At 58.3% G+C, this 18533-nt stretch carries 15 protein-coding genes; 12 read left to right on the forward strand and 3 right to left on the reverse strand.

What is annotated here, in order from left to right; genetic code table 11:
- Nucleotides 1–8: 8 nt before the first annotated feature.
- The 10 genes from RM463_RS06440 to RM463_RS06485 all read left to right on the forward strand — a co-directional run bounded on the left by RM463_RS06440 (nucleotide 9) and on the right by RM463_RS06485 (nucleotide 12723).
- Nucleotides 9–452, forward strand: coding sequence for an acyltransferase family protein (locus tag RM463_RS06440; protein ID WP_311429432.1), 444 nt, complete (start codon nucleotides 9–11; stop codon nucleotides 450–452).
- Between the two features lie 15 nt (nucleotides 453–467).
- Nucleotides 468–1280 (forward strand): SGNH hydrolase domain-containing protein, encoded by an 813-nt coding sequence (locus tag RM463_RS06445; RefSeq protein WP_311429433.1) that lies wholly within the window; start codon nucleotides 468–470, stop codon nucleotides 1278–1280.
- Nucleotides 1281–1566: 286 nt separating this feature from the next.
- Entirely contained in the window at nucleotides 1567–4878 is a 3312-nt protein-coding gene (locus tag RM463_RS06450; protein WP_311429434.1) for a glycosyltransferase, read from the forward strand.
- Nucleotides 4879–5110: 232 nt separating this feature from the next.
- Nucleotides 5111–6103: a glycosyltransferase gene (locus RM463_RS06455; protein WP_311429435.1), complete on the forward strand. Its 993-nt coding sequence runs from the start codon at nucleotides 5111–5113 to the stop codon at nucleotides 6101–6103.
- A 1-nt stretch (nucleotide 6104) separates the two neighbouring features.
- Complete coding sequence (locus RM463_RS06460) at nucleotides 6105–7907, forward strand: hypothetical protein (RefSeq protein WP_311429436.1); 1803 nt, start codon at nucleotides 6105–6107, stop codon at nucleotides 7905–7907.
- Nucleotides 7908–7912: 5 nt separating this feature from the next.
- Nucleotides 7913–8794 carry a glycosyltransferase gene (locus RM463_RS06465; RefSeq protein ID WP_311429437.1) on the forward strand — a complete coding sequence of 294 codons (882 nt, stop codon included), beginning with the start codon at nucleotides 7913–7915 and terminating at the stop codon, nucleotides 8792–8794.
- Nucleotides 8791–9219, forward strand: coding sequence for an oligosaccharide biosynthesis protein Alg14 (locus RM463_RS06470; protein ID WP_311429438.1), 429 nt, complete (start codon nucleotides 8791–8793; stop codon nucleotides 9217–9219). Before RM463_RS06465 ends, RM463_RS06470 begins: the two co-directional genes overlap by 4 nt.
- Nucleotides 9216–9722 (forward strand): glycosyltransferase, encoded by a 507-nt coding sequence (locus RM463_RS06475; RefSeq protein WP_311429439.1) that lies wholly within the window; start codon nucleotides 9216–9218, stop codon nucleotides 9720–9722. The genes RM463_RS06470 and RM463_RS06475 overlap by 4 nt, the downstream gene beginning before the upstream one ends.
- 14 nt (nucleotides 9723–9736) lie before the next feature.
- Nucleotides 9737–11119 (forward strand): undecaprenyl-phosphate glucose phosphotransferase, encoded by a 1383-nt coding sequence (locus RM463_RS06480; RefSeq protein ID WP_311429440.1) that lies wholly within the window; start codon nucleotides 9737–9739, stop codon nucleotides 11117–11119.
- A 311-nt stretch (nucleotides 11120–11430) separates the two neighbouring features.
- Nucleotides 11431–12723: an O-antigen ligase family protein gene (locus tag RM463_RS06485; RefSeq protein WP_311429441.1), complete on the forward strand. Its 1293-nt coding sequence runs from the start codon at nucleotides 11431–11433 to the stop codon at nucleotides 12721–12723.
- An 81-nt stretch (nucleotides 12724–12804) separates the two neighbouring features.
- On the opposite strand, the gene RM463_RS06490 is transcribed toward RM463_RS06485, so the two are convergent.
- From RM463_RS06490 to pilB, 3 genes are all read right to left on the reverse strand, one after another.
- Nucleotides 12805–13614 (reverse strand): A24 family peptidase, encoded by an 810-nt coding sequence (locus tag RM463_RS06490; protein WP_311429600.1) that lies wholly within the window; start codon nucleotides 13612–13614, stop codon nucleotides 12805–12807.
- Between the two features lie 241 nt (nucleotides 13615–13855).
- Entirely contained in the window at nucleotides 13856–15100 is a 1245-nt protein-coding gene (locus tag RM463_RS06495) for a type II secretion system F family protein (RefSeq protein WP_311429442.1), read from the reverse strand.
- Nucleotides 15101–15261: 161 nt separating this feature from the next.
- The gene (gene pilB, locus RM463_RS06500) at nucleotides 15262–17034 is read right to left on the reverse strand and encodes a type IV-A pilus assembly ATPase PilB (protein WP_311429443.1); all 1773 of its coding nucleotides are present in this window, start codon (nucleotides 17032–17034) and stop codon (nucleotides 15262–15264) included.
- 395 nt (nucleotides 17035–17429) lie between these two features.
- Between pilB and RM463_RS06505 the strand changes: the two genes are divergently transcribed.
- Together RM463_RS06505 and RM463_RS06510 are read left to right on the forward strand one after the other, a co-directional pair.
- The gene (locus RM463_RS06505; RefSeq protein WP_311429444.1) at nucleotides 17430–17807 is read left to right on the forward strand and encodes a prepilin-type N-terminal cleavage/methylation domain-containing protein; all 378 of its coding nucleotides are present in this window, start codon (nucleotides 17430–17432) and stop codon (nucleotides 17805–17807) included.
- Nucleotides 17808–18035: 228 nt separating this feature from the next.
- A complete protein-coding gene (locus tag RM463_RS06510) occupies nucleotides 18036–18485 on the forward strand; it encodes a phasin family protein (protein ID WP_311429445.1) in 450 nt (149 codons plus the stop codon).
- Nucleotides 18486–18533: the final 48 nt, after the last annotated feature.

Below are 18533 nucleotides of genomic sequence, written 5' to 3' on the forward strand. Positions count from 1 at the left end.
AGCCAAAAATGTCGGCAGGCCTGTCGGATTTTCTATTTTTAATTTCGGGTGTCATACTTGCTTTCGCTGCAGTGAACTTAAATAAAGATAGCGTGTTCCCATTCTATGATTCGCTTTTGATTTCAACTGCTGCAGGACTTTCCATTTACTCTTCATTTAATTCTCGCCTCGCTTCATTGTTTTTGGCCAACAAGGTTATGGTTTTCATTGGTGGTATTAGCTATTCTCTGTATTTGGTGCACTGGCCTATTATATATTATTATTCTATGGTGTTTAGATTTCCTTCTTTGCTGGAAAGTTTTGGGTTATTTTTAATAATGCTGGCAATTGCTTGGGATATGTTTCGTTTAGTTGAGCAGCCGGCGCGGCGATTTAAATTTTTTAGTTCTTCCGATTGTTTTTTTAAAAGCCACTCAGAAAGTGATTTTGGTGGTGGGGATGGTCGGTATTAGTTTTTGATTAATGGTTTGAAAGATGTTGATTGGCGTATTCCTGAAAATAGGAAAACTTTGAAAAATGCGGAGTGGCGAGCGCTAGAGCGACGAACTTATTGCCAGGATGGAATGGATAGTTTTCCTAATAAAATTTTTATATGTCAAAATGATCGAAAATCGGAAAAAACAGTGATCGCGTGGGGGGATAGCCATGCCTTGCATCTAGTTGCTGGTCTCTCCGAAATTTATCCTGACTACAATATCGCCATTGCATATATTAGTGGATGTATACCACAAAGCGGATTCAACGGGTTCGTGAGAAATTTTCCTACGAAAAGTGGGGCGCAGGCATGCATTGACTTAAATTACGATTTTTTGGATTGGACCAACACTTATGACGGTGAGGCTTTGATGTTCATGACCAGTGCAAAGCGAGACACTCCAGAGCGGATTAGTGAAATAAATAGTAACTTAATAAATCGTTTTGAAAGATCTCAACATGATGTGTTTGTCCTTGGTGACTTTGTTCGTCCTGGTAATCAAATTGCTCAGTGTCGCAGTGTTCCTGATTTTATCTTGTCAGACAAGCTTCTTAAAACTATATGTGGTCCAGACGAAAATAAAATGAATTCAGAAATAATTTATAGTGAAAGAATGGAAGCGCTTTCCGAAAATTATATACCAATTCATAAATCGCAATGTCATGAAGGCGAATGCCGTTTTAGTGATGAGGAAGGTAGAGCCACATACAGAGATCATCATCATCTATCAGTTTATGGGTCAGTTTATGAAATGAAGAAAGCTTCTGATCTTATTGCTAAATATACAGATGGGGTTTTTAAGTGATAATCGTGTGGATTTGATTTTTTTAATGATGAGGGGGATGCGAAGAACGTATGCCGCGACAATTGAAAAAACTATACTGCAATAATGTTGAGCGCTGGGCAATGACCAATCTTAACTCTCTTCCACTGTTTTGCTATAAGTTTGAATGTATAGTTACTTTAGCCCGAGCAATTCCTTGCCTCTTTCAAACAATATTTTCAGTGCTCAATGAGTTTTATAACAGGCGTATTGATTCGTTAACCAATTGCGTCGATTCACATAGGACCCATAGTTAGGGAGTGGTTGTATGGATCAGAAATCAGATAAATATATAATAAAAAAAATCGATTCAATTCTAGACCAGAGACTGAAAAGACTGGAAGATGATTTGTTGAAAGATTGGACTTATCGGCAGATTCTTGCCGATAAGGTCTTTGGTGATATGGAGCCGTTGGGAGGACTCACCAGTTGGACGGTGCCTCCCGAGATGGCGTGGTGGCTCTATCGCCAAGTCGTCGAGCATCGTTACCGGACCGTAGTCGAGCTAGGGTCCGGCTTCTCAACGCTGGTGCTGGGAGAGGCACTCAAGACCACCGGGTCGGGAAGGCTTTTCTCCTTCGAGCATGATTATGACTATTACCTAAAGACGCGCTCGATGCTGGAGGAAAATGGCCTGGAGGAGATCGTGCATCTCTTACACGCGCCGCTGGTCGTCAGGACGATAGGCGATGAGAATCACCTCTGGTACGATCTCGACGAGGCCGAACTCGAAAAGACCTTTGGCGGGTCCAAGATAGATTTTCTTCTGGTGGATGGACCGCCTGCTGCGACCCAGCCTCAGGCTCGCTATCCCGCCTACCCCGTCTTTGCGCCCTATTTGCATGAGCATGCGGTCGTCGTCTTGGATGATGGGGCACGTGCAGATGAGACGGCGACAATCAAGCGCTGGCTAGGTGATGAAATGCAGCGCCATGGCTTAGTGGTGATGAACAATATGCGTCATTCCCCTGTGCTCTTTAAGCATGGTGTCGCTGCTACCGTTCATGAGCAAGAGGCCGGTGAGGTACACGTGGCGAAAGAGCCGTTGGAGCAGACGGTCAACAGTGATGTGTCGAACCGTAGTCGTCGTGAGACGGTCGACGAGACGGCCCTGCATCGGGCGCTCGAGGAAAACGCCAAGCTCGAATCCAGGATCGATAAGCTTAAGCTGGAGATGGCTGAACTGCGCAGGCGAGAGGCTGCAGTGAGCAATAGCCTGAGATTCCAACTGGTCGATATGATAGTCAAGGATATGCGCCAGCCTCAGCGGTGGCCCGGCATGCCTGCGCGGCTCTATCGAGCGGTCAAAGAAAAGAGGGTACAGGGAAAAGAGGGGAGGGTTGGGAGAAAGCCGCGGAACACCCTGTGGAGTGCCTGGGAGGTGGAGAAGCGCGAAGGTATCGAGGCGGCGATTGCCTTTGCGGAAAGTAGCGCCGATGCCAGGGAGAGGCCAGGCATTCATCTGCTCAGGGCAAATCGTGATATGGCCAACGATCAGGCGTGGTTGGCAAGCGTGAATGCCTATATCGCCCAGTTTGACATGGCACCAGTAGCCCTCAAGGATGCAGGAAAGTCTCGTTTCTTTCGATTAAGTACAGCCCCCTTGGCCACCGTCGAAAGCGAGACCAAGGTGAGTGTGATCATGCCAGCTTACAACGCGCAGGAAACGCTAGAGTTCTCCGCTTTTTCTATCCTAGCGCAGACTTGGCGAAACATAGAACTAATCATCGTCAACGATGCTAGCGATGATCGCACGTTAGAGATCTGCCAACGCCTCGAGCGGTGCGATAATCGAGTCAGGGTCATTAATAATACTAGCAACGTGGGGCCCTACGTCTCAAAGAATCTCGCTTTGCGCCAGGCTAGCGGTGACTACATCACCGGGCATGATGCTGACGACTGGGCGCACCCCCAGCGCATCGAACTTCAGCTTGAAAAGGTCAAAGGACGCAAGGTCTCCATCGCCGGCATGTTGCGGTTGAATGCCGAAGGACGGATCACGCGATTCAACAAGCGGGTCGCCAATAGCTACGATGGGGTCCTGGCCGGCGCCTTTATTTCCGCAATCTTCGAGAGGACGTTTCTGCTCGAGGTGCTGGGGGGGTGGATCGCTGTGCGATTCGCCGGGGATAGTGAACTGATACACCGCGCTGAAAGGTACCTTGGGGGGAGCATCCCGAGAGACTTCATTCCTGCCATGTTCTGCCTGGATGCCCCGGAAGGGTTGACGAATCACGCCGAGCATGGGTATTCGCCCGAGAGGGGGCTCTCGGAGGTTAGAAAAGCATTCCGTGACGCCTTCAAGGCGTGGCATGCGTCGCTGTCTGTCGATGACCTTTACTTAGATCCATGGCAAGCGTTCTATCCGTTCCCGGTGCCGAAGCCGATGCGAGTGCCATATGAAGCCAGGCAACAGAACCTGGCACACTCGGGCCTAGAGACATGCGTGACGGGGCATGCCTGCATCATCACGGACCTGAGGTTCCCTGGCGGGAATGCCTCCTCCACGCTCGCCGAGTACCATCAGCTCAAGCGCCAGGGCTTCGAAGTCAAGATGCTGCATCTGCCGTCTAACATCAGCGCGGGGAAGCCGATAGCGAATCGCTACCGAGAGGTGCTTGATGACGTGGTTTACTTCCATTCGGTTGATCGAGTAGATGCCGAATTCGTCATTGTTCGTCACCCCCAGGTGGTATGCAGCCGGCGTTTTCACTGTTTTGCCGAAAGGGTCGAGAGCGATAATGTGATCATTGTCGTCAACAATTCGATTCGGCGATCAACGGGTGAAAGCGTCTACGAGGCCGAGCGGTTCCGTGAAGCCGTGACGGCCCTGCCTGGCGACAACGTGGGGATGTATGCTATCGGGCCGCGGATCAGGCGCGAGCTTCCGCAGATCGGTCTGCCCGAATCCATGATTGGCGAGTTGCTATGGACGCCCACCTTTGATGTGAAGGAGTATCCCTTCTCGCCCAAGCCAAAGATTACACTTCCCTTCGTCATCGGCCGTCACGGTAGGGACAGCCAAGAGAAGTGGCCCGACTCAAGGGCCGAGCTTCTTGATGTCTACCCCGACGATGACGCCTATCGGGTCGAGATCCTGGGCGGTGCCAAGCGGGCGGTTCAGATGTTGGGCCGATGCCCCGACAACTGGGTTGTGCACGATTTCGGCGCCCTGCACCCCGCCGACTATCTCGCCTCTCTCGATGTCTTCGTCTACTTCCCCAGCGAGAACCTGGTCGAGGCCTTCGGCAGGACGGTGGTAGAGGCCATGCTGTCCGGCGTTCCTGTTATACTGCCGCGCTCCTTCGAAGAGACCTTCGGTGACCTCGCCCTCTATACGGCACCGTCCGGCGTCAAGGCGGTGATGACGAGGCTAGCCGAGGATGATGAGGCGCGGGTTAGCTTCCTGACGGGGGTCCGGTCGGTGGTCGAGCGCCGGTACTCCCATGAGGCCACCGAGAGCCGCCTGGGCTATCACCGTGACGGGGCTCGCGCTGAAGGTGGCACACTGCCGTCGGGCGATCTCGAAGAGGCTGTGCGCCGCTTTAAGCGATGGGTAGAGACGGGTGAGCCGAAATGATGAGCCATGGCATGGATGACCCTGCATGATCGACAGCTTGAAACACAGGGCCAGGGAGCTTTTAAAGGAGCTGTGGATCCTGGTGCCCAGTTTTCGCGCCCTGCGCTACCGGAAGCGAGAGGGGGTTTACCTATTCCTGCCCATCAATGGTGTCGGCCTTGGGCACCTTACCCGCTGTCTTGCCATCGCTCGGCGTGTCAGGCAGCGTGACCCCGGTGCCATCATCGTCTTCGTGACCACCAGTATCGCGCTGCCCATCGTGCATCGCGCCGGTTTTATCTGCCATCATATTCCGCCCGCGGCCCTGGCTGGCCGCAGTGTGAGCCAGGCGGACTGGAACCGGCTGTTCAGCAGGAGCCTGGAAGAGGTGATCGAGCTGTATCGGCCGGCCTGCCTCGTTTTCGATGGCAGCTTTCCCTATGTGGGGCTGAGGCGAGTGCTTAGGCGCTACCGGAGAAGGATAGAGCGGGTATGGGTGAAGCGAGGGCTCAACAAGGCCGCGGCCAAGGGGGAAAAGGGCGGTATCTACGCGTCGCGATTCGACAAAGTGATCTTCCCTCAGGAGGTGTCGGCGCGGGTTGATGTCGCGGCTGACGATGACGCGGCTCTGTTCGCCGTCAATCCCATCTACCTGCTGGGCCGGGAGGAGCTGCTGGAGCGGGCGCATGCTCGACGCATGCTCTCTCTCGATGCCGAGCGTCCCTTCGCTTATGTGCAGCTGGGGGCCGGCAATATCAATGAGGTCGAGGACCTCCAGGGCCAAGTGATCCGGGCGCTCAAGCGCCGGGGCTTTCTGGTTGTGGTGGCACGATCTCCGATTTCACTTCAGTCTAGTGGGCCTACTGGCGCTGACCGGGTCATCATGGACTATCCCAATAGCCGCTATTATGAGGCCTTCGACGTGGCAGTCATGGCGGGGGGCTACAACTCGGTGTGTGAGGCGGTGGCCTATGGTGTGCCAACGATCTTCATCCCCAACGTGTCAACGGGTTCCGATGACCAGCTGAAACGTGTCAATCAAGTCAGGAGGGAGGGGTACTACGAGGTGATGACGACCTACGACGATAAGCGCTTCACGTCTCTGGTAGACAGGGTGATGACGACGGAGCGGTCGCCTGGCGGTTACGGCCTGGCATGCGAGAATGGTGCCGAGCAAGCGGCCGCGCTTGTTGCTCGCTTTTCGAGGGGCGAGGAACACATGATTGAAGCACGGCGAGTGAAGTAGGATGTCGGTACTGCGGCTGTTTTATGACTATGCGCGATGGAGCGGATCCATTTATCGGAAGCTGTTCTCCATCGTGCCTTGGCGGACCGCGGGAGTGGCCATCTTCTCGCTGTTCAGCCAGTTCACGCTGATGTTAGCATTTTTCCTGCCACTCAAGGTCATCATCCTGATCGGCTCTACGGGGATCCCAAAGTACTTCCCCCCGTCCTGGGCGAGCCTGGACAGGAATTCGCTGGTGATCATGCTGAGTGTCTCAGCAGTGGCCTTCTACCTTCTCCACCTAGTGGCCGAGAGGGGCGTTGATATCTTCGCAGACAGCGGGGCCCGCACGCTGGTGGCCAGAAGCCGAAAGATGACGCTTTTCGCTGGCCAGGAGGAGTTTGCCAAGAGCGTCTATCAGCGCATGTCGCGGATCCTGGCTGCCGGCTGCTTTCTGGTATTAGTTGCGTTGTTCTTCATGTTGTTCTACCCCTATCTCTTCTTCGTGCTTACGGCCTACCTGTCGCTGTCGCTGCTACTGGTCTCCCTTACCGCCGAGTTGAGTGACTGGGTCAACCGCCTCCTTGTCGAACAGACCAAGCTCTTCATCCAGACGGCGTCAGGCATCGGTTTCCTGTGCCTCTTTGTATTTATGGTGGCCGACTTCGTACTGTGGCAGGGCGCGGAGTTCATGGTAGCCATCATCAGCTTGCTGCTCACCCGCCAGCTGTTACAGAAGCTCGTGGGAGCTCTGGTCGATGGTGTCTCGCTGTACCAGAAACGCCTGAAGATCAATGCTTTGTTCTTCCATGGCCATGCGCTATCCCACACCGCACCGGTAGACTCCGGCAGCTCGGTATGGCGTTTCCTAGGTCCGGATATCCAGCAGCAGAAGGTCACTCGTTTCCTTGTAGAAGAAGGTCGGGACACCAGCAATTTCGCCATCGCCTCCATGACATGGCAGGATCAGGACCAGCGGGGCGTGCTTTGCTTCAGGGTCGAGGTTGAGCAACAAGTGCCCCAGAAGAAGAAAAGCCGAGAGCACTATTTGTTGAAGATCTATGACTCCGGCAAGCAGGGGCTGGCCCGCCGGGAAAAGGAACTGCTGCAGAGCGAGCTTGCGCCTGCGCCCCCCTGCTTGGAGGTCTTCGCCTTAGGGGACGTCCTCGGATATGCGGCGATTGCCTACCGCCTAGAGGGGGCCAGGGAAGTATCATCCAAGGAGTCGAGCGAGGCGAGGCTCGAGTTCATAGCGAAGTGCTGGTCCTCACGGCCCTCTGCCTCGACCCTGGATCGCTACACCAGGTCTCATCCAGTGCTGGCCGCACGACTCTCCGAGCAGTCTCTGGAACGACTCGAGGTCATCGCCCAGAATGGAACAGGCCTCGCTGACGTGCTCCGTCTGCGCGAGGCATTTCAGAGGATCAAGGGAATACTGGATGGCCTGCCGCGCTGTCTCGTGAACAAGTCAATATCGCGCCATGCGCTACTCAGGACTCGTGGGGGCGACGTGGTGGGGAGCGATTGGGCTAACTGGGCCCTGGAGCCGGTGGGCGTCGGCCTTCCCGTTTCCAACAGCGTCCTCGAGCGTCTCCCGGCTTTATTGGAACGGGCGGCCATCGCCAATCCCGAGCTGGTCGATATTGACCCGCAGCGGGTCATGCTGGCGGCGTACATGTCGCATTGGGAGCGTCTGTGTGCACGCCAGCAGTATGCGCAGGCCATTCGTTTGATCCCGGCAATGCTCTCCTGCCTAGGAGCGGAAGAAGCATCTTGTGATGATGCCACCGGACAGCCGTCAGCCAGTCTTCTGGACGGGAGATAGCCGCTGTGATTCACACGTCCTTGGTCACCGTCCTCTTGCCTACTTACCACGACTGGGCGGGAGTGAGGGCCTGCCTCGGCGGTCTGGACCGACAGCAGCTCCCAGCTGAGTGCTTGGAGTTACTGGTGGTGAATAACGCCCCAGACGATGCCCCACCCTCCGACTGGTGCTTACCCGGCAATGCCCGGCTGTTGATGGAAGCAAACCCCGGCTCCTATGCCGCCCGCAACTGCGGTATTGCCCACGCCCGAGGCGACGTGCTGGCCTTTCTCGACGCCGACTGCCTGCCAGAACCCGGTTGGCTCGAGGCAGCGCTTGCTTGCATGGAAACCCATGGCGCTGATCTGGTGGCCGGTGATATTCAGCTGACCTACCAGAGTTCGAAGCTGACTCCTGCCGAGTGTTACGAGAAAGCCTTTGCGTTTCGCCAAGCTCAGAACGTGGAGCGGGGCGTTGCCGTGACCGCTAACCTGGTTGTCAGGCGTGAGGCCTTCGATGCCGTGGGCGTGTTCAATGAGCGTATGATGTCCGGCGGGGACTTCGAATGGACACGACGTGCGGCGGCGGCGGGCTTCAAGCTGGTCTATTGTCCAAATGCGGTGGTGCGCCATCCGGCTCGGAATACCCTTTCCTCTCTGGCGCAGAAGGCGAGGCGTGTCTCAGCCGGTAGCATGGCACTGCATGGCGAGAAGGGAGCGTTCCAAGGCGGCGGTCGAGTGCTGGGCAATCTTGGCCATGACCTCCGTGAGTTATTGGGCCGCCGCGACATGACCTGGCGTGAGCGTGGCTGGGCCCTTGGTGTGCTGATCTATCTGAAGGGCGTCAAGCTGCGTCAGCGCCTGGCAATGCGGTTCGGTTACCGCCAGGCGGGGGAGCTTCCCCGGTGAGAGTCCTGTTGGTGGCATCTTTTGGCGGGCACTGGGTCCAATTACAGCGGCTGGCTGAACTTCTGGAGGTAGATGAGCAGATCTTCGCCTCCACCGCCGATGGACACCATGGTGGCGCATCCTACTACCTCGATGACTTCAGCGTACGTGAACTGTGGAGGGGCGTTCGTCAGTTGCCCAGGGCAGTTCGCATTGTCCGCCGAAGCCAGCCTGATCTGATTATCAGCACCGGCGCGGCGCCCGGGTTGCTCGTGCTGTTCGCTGGTTTCCTGCTGGGCAAGAAGACCCTCTGGGTGGACAGCATCGCCAACTGCCGTCGGCTCTCTCTGTCTGGCAGGGCCGCCAAGCTGTTTGCCACTCGGGTTCTCACCCAGTGGCCGGATCTGGCGGCGGGTCGAGTGTGCTACTTGGGGAGCCTTCTGTGAGAATCCTCTTTGCCGCTGGAACCCAGTTTGCCTTTCCCCGCATGGGCCAGGTGGTGCTTGAGGTTTCACGCCAGCGGCCAAGCTGGCCATTGGTCTATCAGGCCGGCCCTGGGGCGTCACTCCACCGTTTCTCATCGTTATCCAACCTGCAGGCTCAACCGTTGTTCGCGGCGGAGCTGTACCAACGGCTCTTTGCCGAGGCCGATCTGGTGGTGACACATGCGGGCATGGGGAATATCTTGGCCTGCCTAGAACAGGGCAAGCCGTTCCTGATGCTGCCGCGCCAGGCCAGGCTTGGGGAGCACCGCAATGATCACCAGGTGGATACCGCCGAGGCGATCAACGAGCGTTTTTGCATCCCCATTCACGAGGATGTTGACTCTTTGGTCAGGTCGATTCTGTCGTATGATGCGTTATCAGCAACCGCGGTCGATGGTGACGCCATCCTCCGCCGGCGCAAGATATTCGGGAAGAAGCTCAATGCGCTGATTGGCTCCCTATAGCTTAAAGCGACCTCATGGATAGAAGACCTCCTGGAATTTCTGAGCGATACCCCGCGCAACTGATCGTGCCAGTGGTAGATCTCTTTGCTATGGTGACTAGTGCGCTGCTGGCGTATTGGCTTCGCTTCGGTACCTTCGATATGCACGAGCGCTTCTGGCTGGCCACGGCCGTCATGGCGCTTTTCGTTGTGCTCTTCAATGTGATGCAGCGGAGTTATGCCAGATGGCGCATCACTCGAATACCTACCTTATTGGCCAGGCTATGCCTGGTGTGGGCTGTCGTGGCCATTATGGCGGCCTCCTTGATCTTTTTTGCCCACGCGGCCGAGCGCTTCTCGCGTTTGTGGGTGGGTGGAACCCTCCTTATTTCGTTCAGTATCTCGGCAAGCGCCCGAGTGGCGGCGCAGCTCGTGCTGCGGCGGGCCCGGCGTTTCGGCCGGGCTCGGCGCACGGTGTTTCTGGTGGGGCCATCCGAGCAGTTGCTTCAGGTGGGTCGGGGAATGCGTAAAGCTCCGGCGGAGGGGTACTCGATCGCTGGCGTCCAGCGAGTTGCGGGTGAGGTGGGCGCTACGCAGCTGGATCAGTTGGCCAGACGGGTAGTGGAATCTGGGGCACGCGAGGTGTGGATCTGCGTCCCTCTGGAGATGGGGGGCATCGTTCAATCCATTTTCTATGTCTTGCGCCACCACACTGTGGAGGTTCGCTTCATTCCAGACTTTCGTGGCATGCAACTGCTCAATCATCGCATGAGCGAGGTGGCGGGGCACCTGGCCGTGGATCTGAGCGTGACCCCCCTGGATGGCCTGGCGCGAATCATCAAACGTCTGGAGGATCTGATCCTGGGGGCCCTGCTTACCCTCCTGATCATTCCCGTGTGCCTGACCATCGCCATAGCCATCAAGGCGACGTCGCCCGGGCCTGTGCTGTTCAAGCAGTACCGCACCGGCGCCAACGGCAGACGCTTCAAGGTCTACAAGTTCCGCTCCATGGTGGTGCATGGAGAGCGCAATGGCCACGTCACCCAGGCCAGCCGCAGTGACCCCCGAGTCACGCGGGTTGGTGCCTTCCTGCGCCGAACCTCCCTCGATGAACTGCCGCAGTTCTACAATGTGCTGCAGGGTCGGATGTCGATTGTGGGGCCCAGGCCCCATGCCTTGGCGCACAACGAATACTACAAGGACATCGTGGAGTCCTATATGAAGCGCCACAAGGTCAAGCCAGGGATAACCGGCTGGGCACAGGTGAATGGCTACCGTGGCGAGACGGATACTGTCGAAAAGATGGAAAGGCGGGTCACCTGCGACCTCTGGTACATCGACAACTGGTCACTGTGGTTGGACCTGCGAATCATCTTTCTGACGATTTTCAAGGGCTTTATCAGCAAGAATGCATATTGAGGAGCGATAGGGTGATTCTGGTAACTGGCGGTGTCGGCACAGTGAAACGGGGGTGATCAGCTCGGAGGCCTTTGAAGCCCAAATGATCGCATAGATCGGTGTCCACCAATCTGGGTAAGCTCAGGCTGGTCTGCCGAAAAGAGTCTGGACGAGATGATGGCCGACACCTGGCGCTGGCAATCGGCCAACCCGCAGGGCTACGCCGTGTAGCGCGGACCGACCCATGGCATGTGATAGAATGGCCGGCCTTGCGCCGGCCATTTCTGTTTCTGGCCTACCGAACTCCTGACTGCTCGAGCTTGGCACCCTCCATGATCATGCCTACTGACTCCGCCCCATCCGCTTCGCCGGCGTTGTTTCGCCAGCCCTCCCTCATCCAGCTTTACACCAGCCTCGCTGTCTTCCTGTTGGGAGCGATTGCCCTGGTGGTACCTAGCGGCTACTCATTGGGTGCCGTGTTGCTGCTGCTGGGGAGCGTGGTGCTGTTGATCAAGCGGCCGTCGCTGGGCCTGGATCGCCGAGACATGGCCATCATGGCGGCCTTGATCCTCTATACGGTGATACGGATCGCCGCGGCCTGGTGGGATGGCCAGGGCTGGTCGGGTGTCGATAAGCCCATTCGCTTCGTTCTGGCAATTCCGGCAATGCTGCTGGTCATGGCCTATCCGCCACGCTTGAGCTGGTTCTGGAGTGGCCTGGCCATTGGTGCGATCGGTGCCGGCAGCTGGGCCGGTTGGCAGAAGTTGGTGGCGGGCGTGGACCGTGCAACGGGCTATACCTACGTGATCCAGTTCGGCAATCTGAGCATGCTATTGGGCATCCTCTGCCTGGCGGGACTTGGCTGGGCGTATGTGCAACGCCACCGTCACCTTTGGCTTGGCTTGATGGCAGTGGGGGCCTTGTGTGGTGTTCTGGGCTCGCTGTTTTCCGGCAGCCGGGGCGGTTGGGTCGGCATCCCCTTTATCCTGCTGGTGCTCTATCGGGGATATGGACGTCATCTCTCTTTTGGGCTCAAGGTTACGGCGCTGGCTATCGTGATCGGCGGTGGGGCGTTGATGTATGCCCTACCGCAGACCGGTGTTCAGCACCGTGTCTTTATGGCGTTCAATGATATAGAACGCTATGTGGAGGGCGAGAGTCGTACCAGTTCGCTCGGCGCCCGCTTCGAGATGTGGAAGGGGGCCACGCGCCTGATCATGGAGAAGCCGCTGACCGGCTGGGGTGAGAACGGCTATCGCCGCGCCATGCAGGCCCTGGGAGAGCAGGATATCGTCCACCCTAGGGTGGCGAATAAGTATGGTCACCCGCACAACGAGTTTCTCAACGAGCTGGTCAAGCGGGGCGTTTTCGGTTTGTTGGCCCTGCTGGCCCTCTACCTGATACCCATGCGCCTCTTTGGCAGGCAGATGGTGGGCCGAAATCTTGAGAGTCGCAGCCTGGCGATCGCAGGGGTGTTGCTGCCGGTGGCATATATCGATTTCGGCCTATCCCAGGCCTTCCTGGCCCATAACAGCGGCACCATGATGTTCGCGTTTTTGCTGGCGGTGTTGTGGGGCTGTTTCCGAGCCACGGGTATGTCGGAGCCGGCTGAGTCTGTTCGGTAGCGGCATGAGAGGTGGTGAGGAGTCCGATGGGGTCTGACCTCCATTGATTGGGTCAAACCCCTAGTCAACCTTGCGTCAAGGTTATAGCAAGAAGAACTGGCTATACATCGCCATTAGTGGTTCACCGCCGAGCAGGGCAATCCAGCCGGCCAGAGCGAGATAGGGCCCGAAGGGCATCGGGGCGCCGCGCAGCCTGGGGATGGCGAGCTGGATCAGGATGCCCAGCAGCGCGCCGACCCCGGCGGAGAGAATCAGCAGCAGCGGCAGGTATTGCCAGCCCATCCAGGCGCCCAGGGCGGCGAGCAGCTTGAAGTCGCCATAGCCCATGCCCTCCTTGCCGGTGATCAGTTTGAACGCCCAGTAGAAGCTCCACAGCACCAGGTAGCCGGCCATGGCGCCGATTACCGCACTGGACAGCAGTAGTGGCTCAAACAGTAGTTGATAGAGCAGGCCCGCCCACAGCAGCGGCAGGGTGAGCAGATCGGGCAGCAGCTGGGTGCGCAGGTCGATCGCCGCCATGGCGAGCAGCGAAAGGCAGGCACCGAGCACAAACAGCCCCTGCCAGGTGGCACCGAATAGTGCGACTACCGCTACGGCGAGTGCCCCCCCGGCCAGCTCAACCAATGGATACTGGGGGCTGATGCGGGTGGTGCAGTTGGCGCAGCGCCCGCGGCGCTTCAACCAGCCGAGCAGCGGGATATTGTCGTGCCAGGCGATGGTCGTCTCGCAGCGCGGGCACATCGAGCGCGGCGTCAGCAGGTTGAAGGTCTCCTGTTGCTCCTCGGGAAGCTCCAAGGCCTCGCGGGCCTCGGCTCGCCAGCCGAGCATCAGCATCACCGGCAGCCGGGCGATCACCACATTGAGGAAGCTGCCCAGGCAGAGGCCTATCATGGCCGCCAGGAGATAAAGCAGGATAGGGGGGAGGTCGAGCACGGAATGAGACCTTGTTGCTTGATTTGATGGAAAGTTTGTAGGAGGGAGCGGTTCGGCGCCCCCGCTCCGCATAGCGACTGGCGCGGTCACGTGCCTCGATGATGTTCCATTTCTCTGCTAAAGCCATTGGGAGGCCTACGGCCTCCGTTCGCTCGGCGGAGCCGGCCTCCTACAATATGGTGGCCGCTTGGCTGCTTTCTCAGATAACGGAGCCGAGTTCGAAGATCGGCAGGTACATGGAGACGACCAGGCCGCCGACCAGCACGCCGAGCACCACGATGATAAAGGGTTCGAGCAGCGAGGTGAGGGTATCGACCATATTGTCGACCTCCTCCTCGTAGTAGTCCGCCACGCGGTTGAGCATGGCGTCCAGCGAGCCGGCTTCCTCGCCGATGCCGACCATCTGTACCGCCAGCGGCGGAAACTTCTCGGTCATGCGCATGGCGAAGTGAAGCTGTTGGCCGGAGGAGACGTCCTCACGTACCTCTTCCACGGCGCGCTCGTAGACCTTATTACCGGTGGCGCCGCCGGCGGTACTCAGCGCCTCCACCAGGGGCACGCCGGCCCCGAAGGAGGTGGCTAGGGTGCGCGAATAGCGCGCCACGGCGGACTTGTCCAGGATCTGGCCGATCACCGGAATCTTCAACGACCAGGCGTGCATGCGGTAGGCGAAGGCTTCCGATCGCTTCATGCCATTGCGGATGAAGAACACCAGCGCGACGATGCCGAGTACGCCCCACCACCAGTATTGTTGCGCGAATTCGGAGAGCTGCATGGTCATGCGGGTCATCGCCGGCAGCTCGGCGCCGAAGCCCTGGAACAGGCTCTCGAACTGTGGCACCACCTTGATCAGCAGCAGGGCAGTGACCCCCACGCCCACGCTGATCACCGCGGCGGGGTACCATAGCGCCTTCTTGACCCGGCCCTTGAGCGCCTCGACCTTCTCTTTATAAGTCGCCACGCGATCGAGCATGCGGTCCAGCGAGCCTGACTGCTCGCCGGCCGCCACCAGGTTGCAGAACAGCCTGTCGAAGTGCTGGGGATGGCGGCGCATGGCCTCGGAGAAGCTGGAGCCGGCACTTACATCGTTCATCAGCTCCTGTACCAGGGCGCTCATGGCGGGTTTCTTCATGCTCTCCGCCACTACCTGAAAGGCCTGCAGGATGGGCACGCCGGCGCGGATCATGGTCGACATCTGGCGGGCGAAGAGCATGATGTCGCGGGGCTTTATCTTGCCCATGCTGCCGCCGATGCCGCTCTTGCGGCGAACGGTCTTGACGATGATGTTCTGGCCGCCCAGGACTTGCTCGACCTCCTGGCGCTTGGTGGCGACCAGCTCGCCCTTCACCTTGCGTCCGCCGGGGCCCTTGCCGGTCCAGTTCCAGCGATAGAGCTTGGTCTTCTGGCTTGCTTTGGTCTTCTTTGCTGTTTTCGCCGTTGCCATCTAGATCCCTGTTCCCTGATGCTGCGTCTTGACGTTGTTTTACTGGCCATCCAGCGTTAGCGACATTTTCCGGGGAGGCCTTCGGCCTCCTGTCGCCCGCCGGCCTGCTACCATGCTTTCCTCGCCCTACGTTCCTCGCCCCCTCGCTCCTTGGCCCTTGGTCAGTCCTTCGTCACCCTGAACACTTCCGCCAGGCTGGTAACCCCCTGCATCGCCTTGTGCAGGGCGCTGCGGCGCAGGTCCGGGTGGCCTTCCTGGCGCGCCTGGCGGTCGAAGTCCATGGAGTCGCCGTTCTTCATGATCAGATGGCTCATGGCGTTGCTGATCGGCACCACCTCGTAGATGCCCACGCGTCCTTTGAAGCCCTTGGTGCAGTGCTTGCAGCCGACCGGCTCATAGATGGTCGCCGCGGCGACCTCCTCGGCGCTGAAGCCCTGCTCCTCGAGCACCTCGTGGGGGATATCGGCCGCCTGCTTGCAGCGGTCACACAGCCGCCGTGCCAGGCGCTGGGCGATGATCAGGCTTACCGAACTGGCGATATTGAACGCGGCCAGGCCCATGTTGGCAAGGCGTGACAGCGTTTCCGCCGCGGAGTTGGTGTGCACGGTGGAGAGCACCAGATGGCCGGTCTGGGAGGCCTTGACGGCGATCTCGGCGGTCTCCAGATCACGGATCTCGCCGACCATCACCACGTCGGGGTCCTGGCGCAGAAAGGCGCGCAGGGCGCTGGCGAAGTCCAGGCCGATCCTGGGCAGCACGTTGACCTGGTTGACGCCGGCCACCTTGATCTCCACCGGGTCCTCGGCGGTACAGATGTTGCGCTCCACCTCGTTGAGGATATTGATGCCGGTATAGAGCGTCACCGTCTTGCCGCTGCCGGTGGGGCCGGTGACCAGAATCATGCCCTGGGGCTGGCTGAGCGCCGTCTCGTACATCGCCTTCTGATCGGGGGTGAAACCGAGCTGCTCGATGCCGATCTGGGCCGAGCTGGGGTCCAGGATCCGCAATACCAGCTTCTCGCCATAGACCGTGGGCAGCGAGTTGACACGAAAATCGATGGAGCGTGTCTGGGAGAGCTTGAGCTTGATGGCACCATCCTGGGGCAGACGGCGCTCGGAGATATCCAGCCGCGCCATCACCTTGAGGCGCGCGGCGATGCGGGTGCGCATGGCGAACGGCGGATGGGCGATATCATGGAGCATGCCATCGATGCGGAAGCGCACCCGATAGTTGGTCTCGTAGGGCTCGAAGTGGATATCCGAGGCGCCGCGGTTGATGGCATCGAGCAGGATCTTGTTGACGAACTTGATGATGGGGGCATCTTCGCGGGCCGACTGGGCATCGCTGTTGATATCCACCTCGCGGCCGCCACCCTCCTCGGCGTAGTCCAGCTCGCCGATGGCGTCATCCACCCCCTTCAGCGAATCGAGCATGCTCGATTCGCTGCTGGCCAGATAGCTCTCCAGCACCGGCACCAGCTGGTCCAGCGGTGCCAGTACCCCCTCCGGCGAGAGGCCGGTGGCGAACTGCAGTTCGTCGAGCTGGGTCAGGGTGGAGGGGGAGGGCACCGCCACCGTCAGCCGATGGCCATGCTGGATCAGCGGCAGCACCTTGAGCTTGCGCAGGATCTTCTCGGGGAAACGTTCCGCCCTGGGCAGTGTCTCCAGGCGAATGGCATCCAGATCCACGATGGGCAGGCCATACTCCCGGGCCGCGGTCAGCGTGGCCTCGCGAGCCGGCACCAATCCTGTATCGATCACATGGTGCAGCAGCGAGACCTCGCCCTCCCGCGCCTCCCTCTCGGCTCGTGTCGCCGCCGCGGCGCTGAGCCGCTCATCGGCCACCATGCGCCGGGCCAGGCCACGTAGCCCGGCGGCCGGATCGTCGCTGACGGGCGGCTGGGAGGAGGTCGGCGGTGAGCGGTAATCGTTCATGGCGTCTCGCGGCTGTGGGGGGGCGTGGCTTACCTCTATAGCCACACTGGGATGGCGCAACTCATACCATTCTAGCCGTTCGTACCCCTCGCGCCCACCCACCGTCCGGGTGCGTGAGGCCACCAGGGGCCTTGTCAGTGCAGCCTCAGTTCTGCACTCTGGTGAGCATTAGAGTTGTGATACTTAGACGATTCTGACCTACAATAATCCTTGCAAGGTTGCAAAGCGTAAATTAATGTAACCATCATCCAAGGATGAGACATCTGATCCTGGTGGAAACGGTGGGGGAACAATCCCCTCCAGGCCATCGAAACCAACGCCGCACGGGCAGCACGGCAGGCTCACGCCACAAGCGCCACGGCGGAATGGCAAGCAAGGGGTAAGGAATGAAGCAAATGATGATGAAGAAGGCACGGCTCAACAAGGCTCAGGGGGGCTTTACCTTGATCGAGCTGCTGATTGTGGTGGCGATTATTGGGGTCTTGGCGGCCATCGCGATTCCGCAATACCAGGATTATGTCGATAATGCGGAAGATGGGGCTTGCCAGAGTGAAGCTAAGGCATTTGCTAATGCGGTTGCAGCTGAGAGAGCTCTTGGTAACGCTGATCCAGATACAAGTGATGTATTTGATGGTGCTAATGATGGATCATCGCCATCATGTACTTCCCTTACTGTCAATGCCCAGGATAATACAATTGTTAGTTATAATTCCGGTTCGGGCTCTGGCGATAATGATACTGGCGATATTGAGATTGGTGTTGATCAAAACTAAGTCAATCAGTGACACGGCTACGATCAATCGGGAGCAGACCTCCGTTCCCCCTCTAGCCTGAATCAACCAGCGGCCGGCAGATATGCCGGCCGCTGGTTTTTTACAGAGCGCAAAGATTCTTAAAGTTTGTTGCGATGCACAAAAACATCTGCTATTGTTGCAGTGCATCAGAGCGGAACCTTCACGCAAGAGGCTCCGTTCACAGACACTGAACTAGGAGGTTCCCAGATGACCAATGCATTTTCATTCGACACCAAACAGTTCGATACCGCCCAGATCGATTCCCTGTACTTCGCCCCGGCCCGTGCCTTCGCGGCCCTCTCGGTAGACTACACCGAGAAGCTGGTCAACGCCCAGCTCGAGGCCACCCGGGCCTACACCGATCTCAATCTGGCGCAGCTGCGCCGCCTGGTCGAGGTCAAGGACGCCGAAGGCCTGAAGCGCTACGTCGAAGGCCAGCAGGACGTCGCCAAGCAGCTGACCGAGCGCCTGAAGGGCGACGCCGAGAAGGTCGTGGCCCTGCAGCAGGAGTTCGTGCAGGAGAGCCAGAAGCTGACCGAGGGCAATGTCAAGCAGGCTCAGGAAAGCGTTAAGCAGGTTCAGGAGAGCGCCGAGAAGGCCACCGCTTCCGCCACCAGCAAGTCTGGCAAGGAAGCGTCTGCCAAGAGCGGCAAGTAAGCTCGACGCAGGACTCGTTGCCAGGGCGCCATAGCCGCTTCTGATAAC

Source organism: Halomonas sp. LES1, from assembly GCF_031846005.1.
GTDB lineage: Bacteria > Pseudomonadota > Gammaproteobacteria > Pseudomonadales > Halomonadaceae > Halomonas.